This is a genomic window from Pseudonocardia terrae, from assembly GCF_021343995.1.
Classification (GTDB): Bacteria; Actinomycetota; Actinomycetes; order Mycobacteriales; family Pseudonocardiaceae; genus Pseudonocardia; species Pseudonocardia terrae.
The window spans coordinates 11648-29277 of the sequence record NZ_JAJTTE010000046.1; the positions used below are offsets into that span (position 1 = coordinate 11648).

Here is a 17630-nt window from a genome sequence, read left to right on the forward strand (position 1 = left end):
GGGAGCGCCAACGCATGCTGACCGGCCAGGAGTACAAGGAGTCCCTCAAGGACGGCCGGAAGGTCTACTTCCAGGGCAGGCTCATCGAGGACATGGACGCCGAGCCCGGGCTGTCCGTCCCGCTCAACGCCGTCGCCGACGGCTACGACAAGTACTACTCGTCCGCCCCGGACGCGGTGAACCCCGTGGTCACCGCTCCGCGCAGCGCCGAGGAGCTGCGGGACCGCATCCCGGAGCTCATGGAGCTCGACCTGGTCCTCAACGTGACCTACCAGTCCCTGATGACCGTCCTGGTCGCCGCGGGCCGGCTGGAGGGCGCCGCCCCGCAGTACATCCCGCGCATCGAGGCCTACGTGGAGAAGGCCCGCCGGGACGACATCCGGATCACCGAGTGCATCACCGACGCCAAGGGCAACCGCAGCCTGCACCCGGGCAAGCAGGAGGACCCCGACGCGTACGTGCGGGTCGTCTCCCGCAGCGACGACGGCGTGGTCATCCGGGGCGCCAAGCTGCACATCAGCGGCGCCGCGCTCGGCCACGACCTGATGGTCATGCCGACCAAGACGATGCGCCCCGGCGAGGAGGACTACGCCATCGCGTGCGCGGTCCCGGTCAACTCCCCCGGCGTGCACATCACCAACACCACCTACCACCCGCTGCACGGCGACCCGCGGGACTTCCCGGTGTCGGCCCACGAGTCCATGCCGGACTCGATGTGCATCTTCGACGACGTGTTCGTCCCGAACGAGCGGGTCTTCCTCGACGGCGAGACCGAGCACGCCGCGGTGTTCGCGCACTCCCTGGGCCTGTGGGAGCGCCTCGGCGGCATCTCGTTCATGGTGCAGCAGGCCGACGAGCTCGTCGGGCTCGCGCACCTCATCGCCGAGGCCAACGGCACGGCGAGGGTCTCCCACGTCCGGGAGAAGATCGACGAGATGATGATCCACGCGACGCTGCTGCGGGCCGGGCTCGAGGCCGCGATCGCGAACGCGCACAGCACGCCCGAGGGCTACTTCTACCCGGACGACATGTTCACCAACGTCACGAAGTACCAGGGCGCCTCGCAGTTCGGCGTGATGGTGCGCCACCTGCACGACATCGCGGGCGGGGCCGTGGTCACCGCGCCGTCGATGGCGGACTTCGAGAACCCGACGCTGCACCCCTTCCTCGAGAAGTACATGAGCACGGGCGGCGGCATCTCCGGCGAGTACCGCTCCAAGCTGTTCCACGCGATCCGGGACACCACCGCGGACGCGTACGGCGGGTGGCACCTGGTCACCAACATCCAGTCCGGCGGCGGGCTCTACGCCCAGCGCCTGGTCACCCGCAAGAACTACGACCTGGACCGGGCCCGCGCCCTGGGTATGAAGGCCGCCGGCCTGTCCAGCTGACCGGGACCGGCCCGCTCCGGTCCCCCGAGGGAAGCAGGCCCGGCGGGACGCGCCCCCGACGACGTGGGCGCCCCGCCGGGTCGCTCTCCCCTGCCCGCGCACTTCCCCCGATGAACCCAGCGTGTCCCGCCGAAAGGGATGGATCTCGATGAAGAGAACGCTCGCCGCGGTCGCCTCCGCCGCGGCCGTGGCCCTCGCGCTCGCCGGATGCAGTTCCGGCGACAGCTCCTCCGACGCCTCGGGCGGCCTCTCCGGCCAGCCCGTCACCATCGGGGTCCAGGCCCCCATGGAGGGCGCAACGGCGTACCCCCAGACCGGCTACGGCGCGCAGGCCGCCGAGCGCTACGTCAACGAGAAGCTCGGCGGGATCAACGGCCGGCCCGTGAAGATCCAGCTCTGCGCGGGCGACGGCAGCCCCGAGACCGCCGTGAACTGTGCCAACCAGTTCGTGCAGTCGAACGTCGCCGCGGTGTTCGACGCCTACGACGCCTCGATCGGCTCGGCGGTCCCCGTGCTGACCTCCGCCAAGATCCCGATCATCGGTGAGCTCGGCGGCCAGGCCACGGCCGACGCGCTGCCCTGGGGCCAGGCCTTCTACTTCACCGGTCCGCTGGAGACCAGCGCGCTGGGCATGGTCACGATCCTCGACCAGCTGGGCAAGAAGAACGCCTCGCTCGCGGTCACCGACTCCCCCGCCTCGCACGGGTACGTCGACAAGCTCGTCATGCCGGCGGCGAAGAACCTCGGCATGAACGTCTCGCCGCTGTACGCGCCCGGCAACAACATGAACTTCAACGTCCTGGCGGCCACCGAGCTGTCGAGCAACCCGGACGTCGCGGGCATCATCGCGATGCCGGAGGACGGCTGCACCGGCCTGTTCAAGGCGCTGCGCCAGCAGGGCTACCAGGGCTCGCTGTTCGCGGGCTCCTGCTCGCAGTTCATCGCGCAGATGAAGCAGCAGGCGGCGGGCGCCATCATCCAGCCCCGCGTCTGGGTGCCCGAGTCCAAGGCGAGCGCGCCCGCCGAGGTCCAGAAGCAGCTCGGCGACTTCGACGCCGCCATGCAGGAGATCGACCGCGGCGACCAGCAGTCCGCGCGCTCGCTCTACTCGTTCGCCGGGATGGTCAACCTCGCCAACGTCCTGAAGGGCATTCAGGGCGACATCACGCCGGAGAGCATCACCGACGCGATGAAGAAGGTGAAGGACATGCCCACCTTCGCCGGGCCGCCCGTGACCTGCGACGGCAAGCAGTGGGCCGGCCGCCCGTCGTCGTGCAGCCACCAGGGCATCTTCTTCGAGGTCCAGCCGGACGGCTCGATGAAGCCGGTCGACCCGAACGGCTTCATCGACCTCGACCCGTCGAAGATGACGGCCGCCTCCTAGGCGGACCACGAGCGGACCCGCCGCCGGCGGTCCGACGAGGAGGAAAGCAGTGGGGACGTTCCTGCAGTTCGTGGTCCTGGGCCTGGGTCTCGGGTCCATCTACATCGGTCTCGGCACGGGCCTGCTGCTCGTGCACCGGGCCACCGGCATCATCAACTTCGCGCAGGGCGCGATGGCCATGTGGGGCGCCTACGTCTTCGCGCAGCTGCGCGTGGACGGGCGGCTCGTCTTCCCGATCGGCTCGATCGAGTTCGCCCGCCGGCCCACGGTCGCGGTCGCGGCGGTGATCGGTCTCGTGACGGCCTTCGTGCTCGGCCTCGTGGTGCACTACCTGGTGTTCCGGCCCGTGCGCAACGCCCCGGTGCTGGCCCAGGTGGTCGTGTCCGTCGCGGTCATGATCACCCTTCAGGCGCTGGTGGTCCTGCGCTTCGGGGCGAACAACATCGACGTCGCGTCGATCCTCCCGGAGGGCACGATCCACGTGCTCGACGTGGACCTGCCCACGCGCGAGATCATCATGGCGGCGATCATGGTCGTGCTCGCCGCGGCCGTCTGGGCCTACCTGCGGTTCACGCGCGCCGGCGTGGCCACCCGCGCGGCGTCGGAGAACGAGCGCGCCGCCGTGCTGATGGGCTTCTCGCCGGACCGGCTCGCCGCGGTCGCCCAGGTCGTCGCGGTGATGATCGGCACCATCTCCGTGATGCTCGGCAGCTCGCTGACCGGTCTGAACCCGGACAACTACACGCTCCTGGTCGTCCCCGCGCTGGCGGTACTGCTGGTCGCGCGGATGGAGTCCATCGGGGTCGTGGTGGTCGCGGCGCTGCTGCTCGGCGCGTTCCAGTCGGTGATCGGCCTGCTGGTGACCAAGTCCTGGTGGCCGGTGTGGGCGCAGTCGGGGCTGGACCAGGTCATCCCGTTCGCCGTGGTCATGGTGATCCTCTTCGTGCAGGGCAAGCGCCTGCCGTCGCGCGGCTCTTTGCAGACGCTGCGGCTGCCCGACGTGGCGATCCCGAAGCTCAAGCCGATCCCGGCCGTGATCCTGCTGGTGCTGGGCGTGGCGGCGCTGTCGCTCACCACCGGCACCTACCGGTTCGGCGTCACGACGTCGATCATCGTCATGCTCCTGGCGCTGTCCTACGTGGTCATCACCGGGTACCTCGGGCAGATCTCGCTGGCCCAGGGTGCGTTCGCCGGCGCCGCGGGCTTCTGCCTGTCGAAGGTGACCACGGAGTGGGGCGTGCCGTTCCCGCTGTCGCTGATCCTCTGCGCCCTGGTCGCCACCGCGCTGGGCATGCTCGTGGCCCTGCCGGCCTTCCGGATCCGGGGCGCCCAACTGGCGATCATCACGATCGCGGCGGCGCTGGCCATCGAACGCTTCGTGTTCAACAACTACACGCTCACGCCGCCCGAGGGAAACCCGATCGCCGACGCCACCCTCTTGGGCCTCAACCTGGGCGTCCGCGAGGGGCGCGACCTGTCCCGCATGGCGTTCTCGCTGATGGTGCTGGTGGTCGCGGCCATCCTCGTGTGGGTGTTCATCAGGGTCGCGTCCGGTGACACGGGCCGCACCTTCCTGGCGGTGCGCGCCAACGAGCGGGCTGCGGCGTCGAGCGGCATCAACGTCCGCAAGACCAAGCTGATCGGCTTCGCGATCTCGGCGTTCATCGCGGGCATCGCGGGCTGCCTCATCGGGTTCAGCCGCGGCCAGCTCTCCGCCGAGTCGTTCACGGTGTTCGCCGGCCTGCAGGTGCTCGCCGTCGCCTACCTCGGCGGCATCACCAGCGTCGGCGGTGCGATCGTGGCCGGCGTCCTCGGCCCGCTCGGCATCGTCTACGTCCTGCTGCGGGGCGTGTTCGACCTCGGCGAGTACTACCCGCTGATCTCGGGCCTCGGCCTCATCCTCACCGCGATCCTCAACCCGGTCGGCATCGCCGGCGCCACCCGCGAGCAGGTCGACTGGGTCAGGAGCAAGCTCCGCCGCGGCCCGGCAGCCGGGCCGTCCGCGGAGACCGGGTCCGCCGCACCCCGGAAGGAGCCGTCCCGTGTCTGACCACTCCGCGTCCGCCCCCTCCGCGCAGCGCGGGCTGCACGCCCGCGAGCTGACCGTCCGCTACGGCGGGCTGGTGGCCAACGACTCGGTGACCATCGACGTCGAGCCCGGCCGCGTCGTCGGGCTGATCGGCCCCAACGGCGCGGGCAAGACCACGTTCGTCGACGCCGTCAGCGGGTTCACCGCGGCCGAGGGCGAGATCACCCTCGACGGCGCGCGGATCGACGCCCTGCCGCCGCACGAGCGGCGGGCGGCGGGTCTGTCCCGGACCTGGCAGTCCGGCGAGCTCTTCGGCAACCTCTCGGTGGCCGAGAACCTGCTCGTGGCGGCCCGGACCGGTGGTTGGCGCACCCTGGCCCGCGACATCTTCGTCCGGCGCCGGCGCGGGGCGGGCGACGAGGTCGCGGCCCGGGCGCTGGAGGTCGTCGGGCTCGACGGGGTGGCCGACACCCTGGCCCGCGACCTCACCCTCGGCCAGCAGAAGCTCGTCGGTGTCGCGCGGGCGCTGGCCGGCGGCGCCGAGGTCCTGCTGCTCGACGAGCCGGCCGCCGGCCTGGACTCCATGGAGAGCCAGGCCTTCGCGGCGCGGGTCCGGTCGATCGCGGACTCCGGTCCCGGCATCCTGCTGATCGACCACGACATGTCCCTGGTCCTGGGCGTCTGCGACATCGTCACCGTGCTGGAGTTCGGCAAGCAGATCTTCACGGGCACTCCCGCCGAGGCCCGGACCGACCCGACGGTGGTGGCGGCCTACCTGGGCGCCCCGGTGGAGGCGAGCCATGCCTGAGTCCCCCGCACAGGAACCCACAGAGGCTTCGCGGGAGCCCCTGCTCGAGACCGTCGACCTGGCCGCCGGGTACAACGGCGTGGCCGCGATCCGCGGGCTGTCACTGTCGGTCGGGCCGGGCGAGGTCGTCGCGCTGCTGGGACCCAACGGTGCCGGCAAGACGACCTCACTGCTGGCGATGGTCGGCCTGGTGCGCCCGCTCGCCGGGGAGGTCCGGGTGCTCGGCGCGCCGCTGGGCCGGCGCCGCCCGCACCAGATCGCCCGGGCCGGTGTGCTGCTCGTGCCCGACGACCGCGGCATCTTCTACGGCCTCACCGTCCGGGAGCACCTGCGGCTCGCGGCCCGCAAGGCCGATGCGGAGCGCGAGACGCAGGTCCTCGACCGCTTCCCCGTGCTGCGGAAGCTGGAGGGCCGCCGGGCGGGCCTGATGTCCGGCGGCGAGCAGCAGATGCTGGCGATCGCGAAGGCGCTGCTGGCCCGGCCCAAGGTGCTGATCATCGACGAGATGAGCCTCGGGCTCGCGCCGAAGATCGTGCAGGAGATGCTGCCGGCGATCCGGGACCTCGCCAAGGAGGACGGCATCGGGCTCGTGCTGGTCGAGCAGCACATCGAGCTTGCGCTGTCGATCGCCGACCGGGGCGTGATCCTCAACCACGGCCGCGTCGTCCTCACCGGGGCGGCGGGCGACCTGCTCCGCGACCGGCACCTCGTCGAGGCGGCCTACTTCGGCGCGGAGCAGTTCGCCGACACGGAGGGCACGCTCGCCGGATGACCGCCGTCCTCGGCCCGACGACCGCCACCTCCACCGACGGGGTCCCGATCGCCTACCGGCGCCGGCCCGGTCCCGGGACGGTGCCGCTGGTGCTGGTCCACGGCACGTCCGCACACGCGGGCTGGTGGGAACATCTCCTGCCCGCGCTGCCGGACCGGTTCGCCGTGGTGAGCATGGACCTCGCCGGGCACGGCGACTCCGGGCGCCGCGCGGTGTACGACCTGGACTCCTGGTCCGAGGACGTCCTGGCCGTCGTCCGGCAGGCGTTCGACGGGCCGGCGGTGCTGGTCGGGCACAGCGTCGGCGGGCTCGTGGTGGCCGGGGCGGCGGTGCTCGACCCGGCCGCCGTCGCGGCCACCGTGCTCGTCGACTCGATCGTGGTCGACGGCAGCCCGGCCCAGGCCTCGGAGTGGCGGCCGCCGCGCGCGTCGCGGATCTTCGCCGATCTCGACGAGGTGGCCTCCCGGTTCCGGCTCACCCCGCCCCAGCCGGAGGCCGATCCGGGCGTGCTGCGCGCGATCGCCGAGGGCTCGGTGCGCGCGGTGCCCGGCGGCTACGCCTGGAAGGTCGACCCGTTGATCTTCGGCGCGGTCGGGAGACCGGGCATGTGCACGCGCCTGCCCGACCTGCCCGGCCCGGTCGCGGTCGTCCGCGGCGAGCTGTCGGTGCTGGTCCCGCCCTCGGCCGGGGCCGACCTGGCCGCACTGACCGGGCGCCCGGTGCCGCAGTTCGACGTCCCCGGCGCCCACCACCACCTGATGATCGACCACCCGGTCGAGCTGGCCGCGGCGCTGCAGGAGGCGCTCGCCGTCGTCTCGCCGCCCCAGAGGAGTTGAGTGCGCTGACCGCCTTCGCCGCCGTCCCCGACCTGCTCGCCGTCACCCCCGGCACCGAGTTGGGCCACAGCTCGTGGCGCGTGGTCGAGCAGCCGCGGGTCGACACGTTCGCCGACGCGACCGACGACCACCAGTGGATCCACGTCGACCGGGCCCGGGCGGCCGACGGGCCGTACGGCACCACGATCGCCCACGGCATGCTGACGTTGTCGCTGGTGCCGACCATGATCGGCGAGGTCGCGACCGTGCCCTCCGCGACCTTCGGCCTCAACTACGGCTTCGACAAGGTCCGCTTCACCGCGCCCGTGCCCACCGGCTCCCGCGTCCGCGCCGCCGTCAGCGTGGTCGCCGCCGACCCGGTCCCCGGCGGGGCGAAGGTGACCTTCCGCGCCGTCGTCGAGCTGGAGGGTTCCGACCGCCCCGCCTGCGTCGCCGACATGATCATCATCTGGATGGAGTAGACCCGCGGCTCCGCAGGCTGTGCGCGGTGAGTGGTGCAGGAGCGCTCCTCGCCGCGCACAGTGCTGTCCGGTGTCGGGCGCAGCCGCCAGGCGCTGTCGGGCGGCTCGGCCGTCCAGCGGTGTGGCTCGGCTGTCCGCTGTCAGCCGGCGTGCGTCGCTTCGGGGTGGTGCTGCTCGTCGAGGCCGGGGATCGGGATGCGGGCGAGGTGGGCCTCGCGTGCGACGGCGACCGTGGGCCGCACGGCGAAGAGGATCGAGCCGACGAGGAAGAGCCAGTCGGCCTGCAGCGTGAGGGCGTCGGAGAAGAAACACACGCTGCCGATCACGAACGCGACCGCCGCCGCGAACTCCACCAGCGTGTAGACCTTCTGGTAGCGGCCGTAGACCTCGCGGTGCCGCGGGGTCGCGGCCGGGCGGCGGGGGTCGAAGATCCGGCTGCGCGCGCTCCTCACCGGTGGGTCCTCCTCGATCGTCGTGGGCCGCGGGCTGTCGGCCCCCTCGTCGGGGGTGCTACCTCGGTGGTTGCGCCACGAAACCCTCACTCGTCCTCGGGGTAGGGCTCGCCGCACCGCCAGCACCGGTCCCGCGGGGCGGACGGGTCGTCCGTCGGCATGGCCCCGCAGGCCGGGCACAGCTGGTGCAGCCAGCAGACCGGGTCGCCGCCCGGCTCGTCGTCCCGATCGTGACCGCGCTCCTCTGTCATCCCACCACTGTGACGTGCTCCACCTCCTCGAAGTGGGAATTGAGTCGGGTCGACTCACGTTTGCTCAGTCAGACGCTGCGAACCCCGCCAGCGACCAGCATCGAGGAGACACACCATGAGCACCCTGATCCCGCGCCGCGACCCCTTCTTCGCCGAGTTCGACGCCCTCGTCCGCCGCGCCTTCGGTCCCTCCCCCGTGCGTTTCGCGCGCCCGGAGACCGGGTTCACCCCGGCCGCCGAGGTGGCCCGCGACGGCGACGACGCCCTGGTCTCCCTGGAGGTCCCGGGCCTCGACCCCGCCACCGACGTCCACGTGGACGTCGAGGAGGGCCGGCTCGTCGTGCACGGCGCGCGCCGTGACGAGCGCGACGAGGAGAACGACGGCCGCCGGTTCCGCGAGGTCCGCTACGGCTCCTTCCGCCGCAGCTTCGCCCTGCCGCAGCACGTCACCGCCGACACGGTGAGCGCCTCCTACGAGGCCGGCGTGCTCAAGGTCCGCGTGGCCGGCGCCTACGTCGAGCCGCAGAAGCCGGGCGTGACCAGCATTCCGGTGCAGGTCCCGACCGCCGCGCTGCCGGCGCAGGACGAGACCGCGGAGACGGGCTCCGAGCCGGGCTCCGAGCAGGAGTGATCCCGGCCGGTCGGGTGGTTCCGACCGACATCGCTGTGGCCTTCCTGGGTCGCGGCGGTGCGCCCGGCACGGAACGGCCGGTCGGGTGGTTCCGACCGAGGAGTGACGACGGCACCCCGCCCGATGGGCGGGGTGCCGTTCCGTTCTCGGGCCGCGCCGGTACCGAACGGGGCCGCTCCATCCCGGCGCCGTACTCCGTTGATCACCGGTCGTGGACCGCGACAGTCGAAAATCGACCGGCACTGTCCACTACCCGTGATCATGGCTCACAGCACGGTCACGACCCGTTCGCATGATCACCGCTTGTGGAGCGCGGACGTCGGAAAGCGACCCTCTCCGTCCACGACCGCCGATCACGGCCCCTCCGCACCCAGAACACTGCCTGATCACCAGCTCAGGAGCGCACTGGTCGGAGATCGACGGCCTCGCTCCAGACGAATGATCATGCCTCGTCACAGTGGGGCGAGCCCCGCTCTGTTCACCGATCCCGGAGCGCCACGGTCGAAGATCGACGGTCCCCGCCCGGATCCGATGATCATGGATCCCATACCGGGGAGGGCCCAGCCTGTGATCAGCGATCCTGGACTGTGACGGTCGGAGGTCGACGGTCCCCGCCCGGCCTCGGTGATCATGGCTCCCGCACAAGGGAGAGAGCGGCTGTGATCACCGATCCTGGACGGCGACGGTCGGAAATCGACCGCCCCGGTCCACGACCGATGATCATGGTTCCCACCCGCGACCCGGGCCAGGCGAGACCGGGCCAGCCGACATGACCACCGCCGTGGACCGCGGCGGTGCCCCTTCAGCGCTTGACGGCCAGCACCGGGACGTCGGCCTCGAGCAGCAGGCGCTGGGAGAGGCTGCCGAGCAGGGCCTTGCCGATCGGGGTGCGCTTCTTCATCCCGATCACCAGCAGGTCGACCTTGCCGGCGTACTCGTCGAGGGCGGCGAGGACGCAGTCGGCGAGGTCGGCGTGCCCGGTGCGCTCCCGGACGGTGATGGGCAGGTCGCTCGGCATCCCGACGACGTCGAGCGGGTCGAGGGCGAGGTTGAGCACGACCAGGTCCGTGTCGCGCAGGCGCGTCTCGTCGATCGCGGCCGAGAGGGCCGTCCGCCCCTCGGGCGAGTCCGGGACCGCCACCATCACCGTCATCGCGTCACCTCCGCCGTCTCCGCTGCCGGCCCGCTCGCGTGCTTGAACTCGCGCTCGAGCTGCTCCAGGGTGCGCCCCTTGGTCTCCGGCACGATCGCCTTCGCCACCAGCATGGCGCACACGCCGAGGCCGGCGAACAGGAAGAAGGTCGCGGAGATCCCGATGGCGGCCACCAGGATCGGGAAGAGCAGGCCGACCAGGAAGTTCACGATCCACAGCATCAGCCCGCACACGCCCATCCCGAGGCCGCGGAGCTTGAGCGGGAAGATCTCCGAGAGCATCAGCCAGGTCACCGGGGAGATCGCGCCCTGTTGGAAGGCCAGGAAGGTCACGGTCAGCGCCAGCACCACCGACGCGCGGCCGACGCCCTCGGGCAGCACCAGCGAGAACACGCCGACGAGCAGCAGCGCGCAGAAGGTCCCGATCTGCCCGACGATCAGCATCGGCCGGCGCCGCACCCGGCCGAGGAGCCAGATCCCGACGAACGTGGCCAGCACGGAGATGACCCCGTTGGCGATGTTGGCGATCAGCGCACCGTCCCGGTCGAAACCGGACCGGGTGAGGATCTGCGTGCCGTAGTACATGATCGAGTTCACGCCGGTGATCTGCTGCATCACGGCGATCGCCAGCCCGACGACCACGATGCGGCGGATCCACGGCACGGCGAGGTCGCGCCAACCGGCGGTCTGCGCGGCCTTGTCCTCCTCGGCCAGCGCACGGACCTCGGCGAGCTCGGCCTCCGCCCGCTTCGCGTCGCGCACCTGCTGCAGCACGGCGAGCGCCTCGCCGAACCGGCCCCGCGAGGCGAGCCAGCGCGGGCTCTCGGGCATCGCGAGCATGCCGACCCACAGCGCGACCGCGGGCAGCGTGGCGATCACCAGCATCCAGCGCCAGACGCCGCCGGCCTCGCCCCAGATCCCGCCGATGACGGCGTTGCACACGAACGCGAGCAGCTGGCCGCTCACGATCATCAGCTCGTTCTGCGTGACGAGCCGGCCGCGCCGCTCGGCCGGCGAGACCTCGGACAGGTAGGCGATCACCGTGACGGACGCGCCGCCGACGGCGAGGCCGAGGACGACCCGGCCGAGCACCATGACGCCGACACCGGGCGCGAAGGTGCAGATCAGGGTGCCGACGGCGAAGAGCACCGCCAGCCAGAGGATCATCGTGCGGCGTCCGCGGCGGTCGGAGACGCGCCCGCCGAGGAAGGCGCCGAGGGCCGCGCCGAGCAGCAGCGAGCTCGTGACGACGCCCTCGGTGGCCGGGGTCAGACCCAGGTCGTCCGTCATGTACGGCAGGGCGCCGTTGATCACGCCGGTGTCGTAGCCGAAGAGCAGGCCGCCGAAGGTGGCGACGACGGTGAGGAGCGTGAGCCGGCGGGCGTGCCGGCCGGGGGTCGACGGCGTCGTGTCGGTCTGCACGGCGTCGTGCGTGTCGTGGGACAAAACGATCCTTCGCGAGGGGACGGTGCCGCGAGGGGCACCGGCCCCTCGCGGCCGAGCGGTCAGACGGTCAGGCGGTCGGCGCCGAAGTGCTTCTCGATCAGGGCGGTGGCCTTCTCCCGCTGCCGCACGCTGATGCCCTCGGCGTCCTCCTCCCAGCCGAACACGCAGGAGGAGACCACGCCGTCGAACCCGACCGACGCCAGCGCGGCGAACACCGCGTCGAAGTCGACCTCGCCGCGGCCGATCTCGGCGTGCTGGTGCACCCGCACGGTCGAGGCGGGCGGGTTGACGATGTAGCGCAGCCCGTTCGACGCGGTGTGGTCCAGGGTGTCGGCCAGGTGCACGTAGGTGACCTTCTCCGCGGCGTGGGCGATGATCCCGGCGGCGTCTCCGCCGGGACCGCCCTGGTGGAAGGTGTGCGGGGTGCAGTACAGGAAGGAGATCCAGTCCTTGTTCAGCCCCCGCACCATGTCGACGGCGGCCTGCCCGTCCTCGATGAAGTCGTCCGGGTGCGGCTCGAGCACGAGCTTGACGCCCTCGCGCTCGAACACCGGGAGCAGCTCGTCGAGCGAGCGCAGGAACTGCGCCTCGGCGAACTCCGCGCCCTCCGGACGGCCGTTGAACTCCGAGTTCATCGTGTCCACGCCGAGGTCGACGGTGATCTGGATGGCGCGCTTCCAGGCCCGCACCGCGGCCTGCCGCTCCTCCTCGCCCGGACCCGACCAGCGCAGCACCGGCAGCACCGAGGCGATCCCGACCCCGGCGTCGGCGGCCCGCTTGCGCAACGTGGCCACCCCGGCGTCGTCGACGCGCGGGTGGCCGAAGAACGGGATGAAATCCGCCTTCGGCGACAGCTCCATCCAGCGGTAGCCCATCTTCGCCACGACGTCGGGCAGCTCGTGCACCGAGTGCGTGGCGTAGAACATCTGCGGGTCGAGGGCGAGCTTCACGGCCGCGCCTCCAGCTTCACCTCGGTGCGCCGGCCGGTGCGGACCGCCTCGATGCCGGCCTCGCAGATGGCGGCGGCGGCGTAGCCGTCCCAGGCGCCCGCGCCGTCGATCGCGCCGCGGCGGGCGGCGTCGACCCAGCGCTGCATCTGGGTGTCGTAGGCCTGGCCGAAGCGGACCACGAAGTCGGGGGCGATGGTGCCGCCCCAGCGACCTGCCTGCTTGACCACCAGGTTCTGGTCGAGCCCGATCGTCGCGCTGCCCTTCTCGGCGACGAGCTCGGTGCGGACCTCGTAGGCGACCTGGGTGCGCACGAAGCTCTCGACGGTCACCAGCCGGCCGGACTCGGTCTCGAACAGCACGAGCATGGGGTCCGAGACGCCCTCGGGCGCCGCCGACGTCGCCGCCCCGCGCAGCACGGTGACGGCCACGACCTCCTCGCCGAGCAGGAAGCGGGTGCAGTCGGCCTCGTGCACCACGGAGTCGGCCATGGCCATCTCCGAGTTGAAGGAGTCCGGCACGGTCGGGTTGCGGTGCGTGCAGTGCAGCATCAGCGGGGCGCCGACCGACCCGCTCGTGATCAGCTCGCGCAGCGCGACGTACTCGCTGTCGAACCGGCGCATGAAGCCGACCTGGATCAGGTCGCGGCCGCTCTCGGCCTGCGCCTTGACCACCTCGTACGAGGAGGGGCCGTCCATCGTCAGCGGCTTCTCGCAGAGCACCGGGATGCCGCGCTCGAGGCAGGCCAGGACCTGCTTCTCGTGGGCGAAGCCGGGGCTGGCCAGCACGACGGCGTCGACGTCGTCGGCCCCGATGGCCTCGAACGGGTCGGCGACGGTGCGGGCCCCGATCGGGCCGGCGACCTTCTCCGCCTGCTCGGCCGAGAAGTCGTTGACGACGGTCACGCGGGCGCCGCGGACGCGTCGGGTCAGGCTGTCGACGTGGAAGGAGCCCATCTTGCCCACGCCGACCACTGCGATGCGGAGATCCTCGGACATGTCGTGTCGTCCTCTCAGGCCTTCGGGGTGCCGATGTCGAGCCGGCCCGAGCAGCCGGCGAGGTAGGTGTGGGTGCGCCGCGCGATCGGCAGCGGGTGGTCCGGCGGGCAGGGGTACATGTCCTGCTCGACGATCGCGTAGATGTCGCGGTTCAGCCCCTCGACCGCGGTGATCACCTCGCGCATGTCCGGTACGCCGAGCGGCGGCTCGATCATGGCGCCGAGCTTGACGGCCTCCGGGAACGGCAGGTCCTCGGCCTCGACCCGGGCGATGATCGCGGGGTCGACCTGCTTGAGGTGCAGGTAGCCGATGCGCTCGGGGTACTTCTTGATCAGCGCGACGTTGTCGCCGCCGTAGTACGAGACGTGCCCGGTGTCGAGGCAGAGGTTCACGTACTCGGGGTTCGTGTTCTCGAGGAAGCGCTCGATCTCGTGCTGGTAGCCGACGTGGCTGTCCGCATGGCTGTGGAACTGCACGTGCAGGCCGTACTCCTCGAGGATGCGGCGGCCCAGCTCGTCCATCCCGGTGGTGAGCCGCTTCCAGCGCTCGTCGGAGAGGACCCGGTCCTCGAGCGGCGCGCCGGTCTTGTGGTCGCGCCAGGTGTCGGGGATGACCACGATGTGCTCGCCGCCGACCGCGGCGGTCAGCGCGGCGACGTCGGTGACCTGCTTCCACACGTCGTCCCACGAGTCGGGGCGGTGCAGGTGCTCGAAGACCGTGCCGGCCGAGATCTTCAGGCCGTGCTCGTCGCACTGGTCCTTGAGCTCGTTCGGGTCGGTGGAGAGGTAGCCGTACGGGCCGATCTCGATCCACTCGTAGCCGGCGCCGGAGACCTCCGAGAGGAACCGGTCCGCGGGGGTCTGGGCGGGATCCGACGGGAACCACACACCCCACGAGTCGGGCGCGGAGCCGATCCGGATCGTCGATGAAGGGGCCACGCTACTGCTCTCCCGGTCGTCCTCGGTGCCGTGTGCGAGGGTGCCCGGGTCGGACGCCCTCGTCGTGTGACTAGAGCGCTCTAGTCGCTCCGTGGCACACTATGGTGACCGCAAGGTGCGCATGTCAAGACATACCAGTGAACGCACCGCACCGAAGTTCCCGACCCCTGCATGACCTGCGAGGATGCCGCCATGGCCACGCCCCTCCCGCCGCGTCGCCGGCCGACGATGGTCGACGTCGCCGCCCGCGCCGGCGTCTCGCGTGCGCTGGTCTCCCTGGTCTTCCGTGGCCAGCCCGGGGCCTCCGCCGAGACCCGCTCGCGAGTACTCGCGGCGGCCGAGGAGCTCGGGTACCGGCCGGACAGCGCCGCCCGGCTGCTCGCCCGCGGGCGCAGCCGCACCCTCGGCGTGCTGATGACGGTGCGCGAGCCGTTCGAGGCCGACCTCGTCGAGGCCATCTACCCCGAGGCCGAGCGGCTGGGCTACGAGGTCCTGCTGTCCGCACGCACCCCCGGCCGGGACGAGGCGACGGCCGTCGAGGGCCTGCTCGCGCACCGCTGCGAGGCGATCGTCCTGCTCGGGCCGGACGTCGGCGACGCCTTCCTCACCGAGCTCGGCGCCCGGACCGTGGCCGTGGTGGTGGGGCGGGCCGCCCCGGGGCTCGACAGCGTGCACAGCGCCGACGCCGAGGGCGTCCGCCAGGCCGTCGACCACCTGGTCGGCCTGGGCCACCGGGACGTCGTGCACGTCGACGGGGGCACCGGGCCCAACGCCGCCGCCCGCCGGACCGGGTACCTCGAGGCCATGGCGGCGCACGGCTTCGGCGGCCGGGCACGGGTGCTGCCCGGCGCCTACCACGAGGACGCCGGGATAGCGGCCGCCCAGGCCCTGCTCGCCGGCCCCGAGCTGCCGACGGCCGTCCTCGCGGCCAACGACCGGTGCGCGCTCGGACTACTGGACACGCTGCGCCGCAACGGGGTCGACGTCCCGGGGCGGGTCTCCGTGGTGGGCTACAACGACGACCGGCTCGCCCGGCTCTCGCACGTCGACCTCACGACGGTCCGCCAGGACGCGGGCCTGCTCGCCCGGCACGCCGTGCGGGCCGCGGCCGCCCGCCTCGACGACCCCGACCTCGAGCCGGGCGAGACCGAGCTGACCCCCGAGCTGGTCGTGCGGGGGACCACCGCTCCCCCGGGGGTTCCCGGAGGGGCCCTCGCCGCGGACGTCGCTCCCTGACCTGCGGGGTTCCGCTCTCCCCGGCATGCGGGCAGCCGATCGACCCTGGATCCGGGTGCGCAGCGTGGCGTCGACGTGTCCATCGTGGCCGACCGCGTCCGGTCACCGATCCGCCTGGCGGTGTTCGCCCCGGACGCCCTGTCGGGCGCCGACGGTGCACACTCGGTGATCGCGCAGGCCGTCGGTGTCTCCGTCCGGGCGTCATGGGTACTGAACCTGATCGTGGCGGAACGGTGGCTGGCAGGATCGACCAGGTGGACGGCACGACCGGTCCGAACGGAACACACGGCACGGCGGGACCCCGAGCGGCGACGATGAGCGACGTCGCCCGGCAGGCCGGTGTGTCCCGGGCGACCGCCTCCTACGTGCTCAACCGGACGCCCGGCGCCCGGATCCCGGAGCAGACGCGCGCCAAGGTGCTCGCGGCCGCGGAGGCGCTGCGGTACGTCCCGCACGTCAGCGCGCGATCGCTGCGGCGGGGGCGCAGCGACCTCGTCGTCGGGCACGTCGACGGCAGCTCGATCCTCAGCGACCGGCTGCCCTTCTTCGGCCTGGTCCGGATCGCCTCCGAGGTGCGCAAGGCGGGCTACACCTTCCTCATCCATGGCGACCCCACGGTCAGCGGGCTCGCGGCGGCCCGGGCATGGCTGGCGTTGCGGCCCGCGGCCGTCGTCGCGACGCTCGACCGGTTCACCGAGGAGAGCATCGCGATGCTCGCCGAGGCGGGCACGGTGCCCGTGGCGCTCGGTAGGCGGTCGTCGGAACTCACCGCCACCGTCGTGCTCGACGACGGCGAGCTCGGCCGCGCCGCGTCGGGCCGGCTCGCCGACCGGGGCTGCCGGCGGATCGCCGTCCTCGGGTCGCACGACGACCGGTCCGCCGACCACGTCCTGGGCAACCGGATCGCCGAGGTGCTCGCGACCGCGGCCGAGCGCGGGCTGGAGGCCCGCTACGTGCCGATGCGCCCCGAGGTCGACGCGGCCGCCCGGGTCGTCGAGGAGTGGCGGCGGGGCTGGATGCCCGACGGCGTCGTCGGCCCGACCGACCGGCACGCCGGCCTGCTCCTCGGTGCCCTCGTCGACGCCGGGATCGACGTGCCCGGCCGGGTCGCCGTGATCGGGATGGACGACGATCCCTTCTGCGACCTGCTCCGCCCGCGCCTGACCTCGGTCGCGGCCGACCTCACCGGCGGTGACACCCCGCTCGCCGGGGTCGTCCTCGCCGCCATCGAGGGGCGGTGGGACCCGGGGCACGCGGTGCGCCGCTTCCCCGCCCGCGTGGTGGAGCGCGAGAGCGCCTGACGCCTGCCCGCCTCCGCGGGATCCGTCCGTCGCGGTCGGACTGCCCGCGCCCGCAGCGGGAACCCCGGGCGGGACGGCACCGGAAGGGGCGATCGACATGATGACGGTGATCACCGAGGTCACGCTCAGGCGCGGGTCCGAGCCGGAATGGGACGCCGCGATGCGCGACCGGCTGGGGGCCGCGCGCGGCCGGTCCGGCTGGGTCGGCGGGCAGCTGCTCATCCCGCTCGACGGGCAGAACACGAGGGTCGTGGTCGGGACCTGGCAGAGCCGCGCGGACTGGCAGGCCTGGCACGAGGACGAGGCCTTCGCCGAGACCCGCACCCGGATGGAGGGTCTGCAGGAGGGCGACAGCGCGCTCACCTGGCACGAGGTGGTGGTCGACTCGCGCGGCGAGACCTGACGCCCGCGGGCCACGGGAGCGGACGCACGCTGTGACGCCCCCGACAGCCGTGGCCCGACTATCGATCACGGAACCCGGCTATGCCCCCGGCGCCCCACCGACGGGCTGGCGAGCAGCTCGGCCACCTGGTCGCCGGTGCTGCCCCTGCTGGGGAGGCACGCCCACGTCGTCGCACCGGACCTGCTCGGCCACAG

18 protein-coding genes are annotated in these 17630 nt (G+C 72.4%); 11 read left to right on the plus strand and 7 right to left on the minus strand.

The features are described from left to right. The first annotated feature begins 14 nt into the window (after positions 1-14). The 7 genes from LWC33_RS25835 to LWC33_RS25865 all read left to right on the plus strand — a co-directional run bounded on the left by LWC33_RS25835 (position 15) and on the right by LWC33_RS25865 (position 7681). Positions 15-1391: a 4-hydroxyphenylacetate 3-hydroxylase N-terminal domain-containing protein gene (locus LWC33_RS25835; RefSeq protein ID WP_233307272.1), complete on the plus strand. Its 1377-nt coding sequence runs from the start codon at positions 15-17 to the stop codon at positions 1389-1391. A 148-nt stretch (positions 1392-1539) separates the two neighbouring features. After that, positions 1540-2775, plus strand: a complete 1236-nt coding sequence (locus tag LWC33_RS25840; RefSeq protein ID WP_233307273.1) for an ABC transporter substrate-binding protein — start codon at positions 1540-1542, stop codon at positions 2773-2775. A gap of 49 nt (positions 2776-2824) precedes the next feature. Next, on the plus strand, positions 2825-4825 hold the full coding sequence (locus LWC33_RS25845) for an ABC transporter permease (RefSeq protein ID WP_233307274.1): 2001 nt from the start codon (positions 2825-2827) through the stop codon (positions 4823-4825). Next, positions 4818-5612 (plus strand): ABC transporter ATP-binding protein, encoded by a 795-nt coding sequence (locus tag LWC33_RS25850; RefSeq protein ID WP_233307275.1) that lies wholly within the window; start codon positions 4818-4820, stop codon positions 5610-5612. Before LWC33_RS25845 ends, LWC33_RS25850 begins: the two co-directional genes overlap by 8 nt. Further along, on the plus strand, positions 5605-6384 hold the full coding sequence (locus LWC33_RS25855; RefSeq protein WP_233307276.1) for an ABC transporter ATP-binding protein: 780 nt from the start codon (positions 5605-5607) through the stop codon (positions 6382-6384). Before LWC33_RS25850 ends, LWC33_RS25855 begins: the two co-directional genes overlap by 8 nt. Then, positions 6381-7220, plus strand: a complete 840-nt coding sequence (locus LWC33_RS25860; RefSeq protein ID WP_233307277.1) for an alpha/beta fold hydrolase — start codon at positions 6381-6383, stop codon at positions 7218-7220. The genes LWC33_RS25855 and LWC33_RS25860 overlap by 4 nt, the downstream gene beginning before the upstream one ends. Beyond that, positions 7217-7681: a MaoC family dehydratase gene (locus LWC33_RS25865; protein WP_308191006.1), complete on the plus strand. Its 465-nt coding sequence runs from the start codon at positions 7217-7219 to the stop codon at positions 7679-7681. Before LWC33_RS25860 ends, LWC33_RS25865 begins: the two co-directional genes overlap by 4 nt. 140 nt (positions 7682-7821) lie before the next feature. On the opposite strand, the gene LWC33_RS25870 is transcribed toward LWC33_RS25865, so the two are convergent. Next, on the minus strand, positions 7822-8133 hold the full coding sequence (locus LWC33_RS25870) for a YrhK family protein (protein ID WP_233307278.1): 312 nt from the start codon (positions 8131-8133) through the stop codon (positions 7822-7824). Positions 8134-8219: 86 nt separating this feature from the next. After that, entirely contained in the window at positions 8220-8384 is a 165-nt protein-coding gene (locus LWC33_RS25875; RefSeq protein ID WP_233307279.1) for a hypothetical protein, read from the minus strand. 115 nt (positions 8385-8499) lie between these two features. Between LWC33_RS25875 and LWC33_RS25880 the strand changes: the two genes are divergently transcribed. Further along, positions 8500-9015: an Hsp20/alpha crystallin family protein gene (locus tag LWC33_RS25880; RefSeq protein WP_233307280.1), complete on the plus strand. Its 516-nt coding sequence runs from the start codon at positions 8500-8502 to the stop codon at positions 9013-9015. A gap of 802 nt (positions 9016-9817) precedes the next feature. Here LWC33_RS25880 and LWC33_RS25885 read toward each other — a convergent pair. Genes LWC33_RS25885 through LWC33_RS25905 form a run of 5 tightly spaced genes read right to left on the minus strand, consistent with a single transcriptional unit; the run spans position 9818 to position 14496 of the window. After that, positions 9818-10168 (minus strand): universal stress protein, encoded by a 351-nt coding sequence (locus LWC33_RS25885; RefSeq protein WP_233307281.1) that lies wholly within the window; start codon positions 10166-10168, stop codon positions 9818-9820. Further along, entirely contained in the window at positions 10165-11613 is a 1449-nt protein-coding gene (locus tag LWC33_RS25890; protein ID WP_255692928.1) for a sugar porter family MFS transporter, read from the minus strand. The genes LWC33_RS25885 and LWC33_RS25890 overlap by 4 nt, the downstream gene beginning before the upstream one ends. 59 nt (positions 11614-11672) lie before the next feature. Further along, a complete protein-coding gene (locus tag LWC33_RS25895) occupies positions 11673-12563 on the minus strand; it encodes a sugar phosphate isomerase/epimerase family protein (protein ID WP_233307282.1) in 891 nt (296 codons plus the stop codon). Beyond that, the gene (locus tag LWC33_RS25900; protein WP_233307283.1) at positions 12560-13558 is read right to left on the minus strand and encodes a Gfo/Idh/MocA family protein; all 999 of its coding nucleotides are present in this window, start codon (positions 13556-13558) and stop codon (positions 12560-12562) included. The genes LWC33_RS25895 and LWC33_RS25900 overlap by 4 nt, the downstream gene beginning before the upstream one ends. Positions 13559-13572: 14 nt before the next feature. Continuing rightward, the gene (locus LWC33_RS25905; RefSeq protein WP_233307284.1) at positions 13573-14496 is read right to left on the minus strand and encodes a sugar phosphate isomerase/epimerase family protein; all 924 of its coding nucleotides are present in this window, start codon (positions 14494-14496) and stop codon (positions 13573-13575) included. A gap of 192 nt (positions 14497-14688) precedes the next feature. Here LWC33_RS25905 and LWC33_RS25910 point away from each other — a divergent pair, with 192 nt between their 5' ends. The 3 genes from LWC33_RS25910 (at position 14689) to LWC33_RS25920 (ending at position 17436) form a co-directional block, all read left to right on the plus strand. Continuing rightward, entirely contained in the window at positions 14689-15732 is a 1044-nt protein-coding gene (locus LWC33_RS25910; protein WP_233307285.1) for a LacI family DNA-binding transcriptional regulator, read from the plus strand. Between the two features lie 314 nt (positions 15733-16046). Beyond that, entirely contained in the window at positions 16047-17033 is a 987-nt protein-coding gene (locus tag LWC33_RS25915; protein ID WP_233307286.1) for a LacI family DNA-binding transcriptional regulator, read from the plus strand. Between the two features lie 97 nt (positions 17034-17130). Further along, entirely contained in the window at positions 17131-17436 is a 306-nt protein-coding gene (locus tag LWC33_RS25920) for an antibiotic biosynthesis monooxygenase family protein (RefSeq protein ID WP_233307287.1), read from the plus strand. Positions 17437-17630 lie beyond the last annotated feature (194 nt).